Raw genomic sequence first — 2,005 nt, forward strand, 5'->3', positions numbered from 1 at the left:
AAAGGACTGAATCCCGGGCAGGCGCTCATGGCCCACGGGCTGCGAAACGCGGCGCAGTATTAGAAAATAGGGCGGGGCAATTTAAAGCTCCGTATGCGGCAAAAGGGCGAGTGATTTTGCAAAACGCCTATGGCTCGCAGCGATTTTTGGAACTTCCAAAGGGCGAGCTACTGCCGAGGATTTGTTAAATTTGCGTGCAAATTCGGCAAATTTGAGCTTAAATTTCAGGGTACGTTTTTAAATTTACAACGAAATTTCGCATAAAATACGGCGCGGCCGTAAAATTTAGAGGTAAAAATGCATGAACTATCGATCGTAGCGGATCTTGTGGCGCTATGCGAAAAGGCGCTAAACGCCGAAATAGCAAAGAAAAAAGGCACGGCCGAGCAGGGCGATAAAAATCACTGCGACATCGCCGATACCGTTAGAAATACAGACTCTGCAAATGTCGGCACAATTGGGGCTAAGAATGCCCAAAACACTGGCGTTGCGGATATGGGCCTGAACCATAAAACCGCAGTTTTTGCTGAAAACTTGAAAGCAAGTCTACAGGCATCTTATGATACACCTAGCGCAAAAAGTCCGCAGATAAGGGAACTGCATGTAAAAATAGGGCGGCTAAGCGGCGTGGAAGCGCATTATCTGCAAAACTGCTACGAAGTCTTTCGCGCAGGCACCGTCTGCGAAAATGCGGATCTCGTCATCCATACCCAAGAGATCGTCGTAAAATGCAAAAACTGCGGTTTTAGCGGAGATTTGACGCAGAACGACTTTTCTTGCCCGCGCTGCAAAAGCTCCGAAATCAGCGTAATCGACGGCGAGGATATGTATCTAATGCGCCTGGTTATTGAATAAAAGAGGGCATTTTCTAGGGGCAAAACTTTCTATATTTTAAATTTAACTCCTTGCCATAAGCAAAATTTCATTTCCGCTCAATTATGTAAAAATTCTTCTAATAAAAACCATTAATAAAAACACCAAATGCGTCAAAAATACATGAAATTATTCATATAATTATATGTTAATTTCGTATTGAATTTTTACTTGAAAATTATAGTTTTCAATATAAAGTATTCAAGATTATGGGGATTATGGCACTTTTTAACACTATTTATCGTATATCGACTTAAAGAAACTCAAATTTGCTTTGCTTATCGTTCATTTAGCTTTTAAATTTGAAGTCAATTGCTCTTTACGATGCGAACACGCTGTGCGGGATACACTATTCATAATTTTTACTATTACAAAAGCCAAATTGCCCTACGTTTACTCGCAGATTCCTGATTTGCCCTCTTTTAGAATTTAACCTTTTAGGTAAAATAGATTAATTCCATTCAAATTTTATTTACGTCCTCCCCTTGTACTGCTCTTAGTAAATTTTTTCTTGCGCTCGATGCGAAATTTTAAAATTCAATAACGCGGTGTTTCTAAATTTATCTAAATTTCAAACCCCGCAAGTATAATCCGCCATAAATTTTAAAAATCCAAAGGCAAAAAATGAAGCGCGATACTTTAAGCGCCATAAAATTCCGCGGCATAGCCTCTAGCGTTTTATCGATCTGCTGTTACCTGATCATTTGGGCTTGTTGCGAGTTTTTGCACGATATTACGATGAGAGGATTTTTCGCCGCCGCGACCGCAATCGTCGCCGTGATTTTTACTTCGATGAGCTTTAAGCTTTCGGCAACCAAAATAATCTCGGATGTCTCCGCTAGCAAAGTCTTTAACACATATCGCGCCATGTTTTTTGCCTACGCGATATATGCCGCCTTGCTGGGCGCGATGCTATTTTATTCGCTAAATTATACCGGTCTTGCTAGCTGGAATTACGCTCTGCAGCAAAACGGCAGCTCTTTCGAGGAGGCCTTTTATTGCACGATAGCTGCGCTTTATGTAGGCTTGGAGCATCTATCTGAGATCGGAAAATCTCAAATCATGGCTCTTTGGAGCACCGCAATTATTATGCTGACGCCGATCGTTATTTTTACGCGGATTTACACACCGT

At 41.4% G+C, this 2,005-nt stretch carries 1 protein-coding gene and 2 pseudogenes; all 3 read left to right on the plus strand.

Going from position 1 to position 2,005, the window contains the following annotated elements:
• Positions 1-188, plus strand: a pseudogene (locus Q0277_RS06625) (hypothetical protein); the annotation flags it as partial.
• A gap of 109 nt (positions 189-297) precedes the next feature.
• The gene (locus Q0277_RS06630; protein ID WP_297924439.1) at positions 298-855 is read left to right on the plus strand and encodes a hydrogenase maturation nickel metallochaperone HypA; all 558 of its coding nucleotides are present in this window, start codon (positions 298-300) and stop codon (positions 853-855) included.
• Positions 856-1,497: 642 nt separating this feature from the next.
• Positions 1,498-2,005 (plus strand): annotated as a pseudogene (locus tag Q0277_RS06635) (hypothetical protein); the annotation flags it as partial.

The organism is uncultured Campylobacter sp. (assembly GCF_938030815.1).
In the GTDB taxonomy this organism is placed as follows: domain Bacteria; phylum Campylobacterota; class Campylobacteria; order Campylobacterales; family Campylobacteraceae; genus Campylobacter_B.

Bases quoted from the DNA above. Each gene is read 5' to 3' on its own strand.
- Q0277_RS06630 (WP_297924439.1), top strand. From the start codon at position 298: ATGCATGAACTATCGATCGTAGCGGATCTTGTGGCGCTATGCGAAAAG.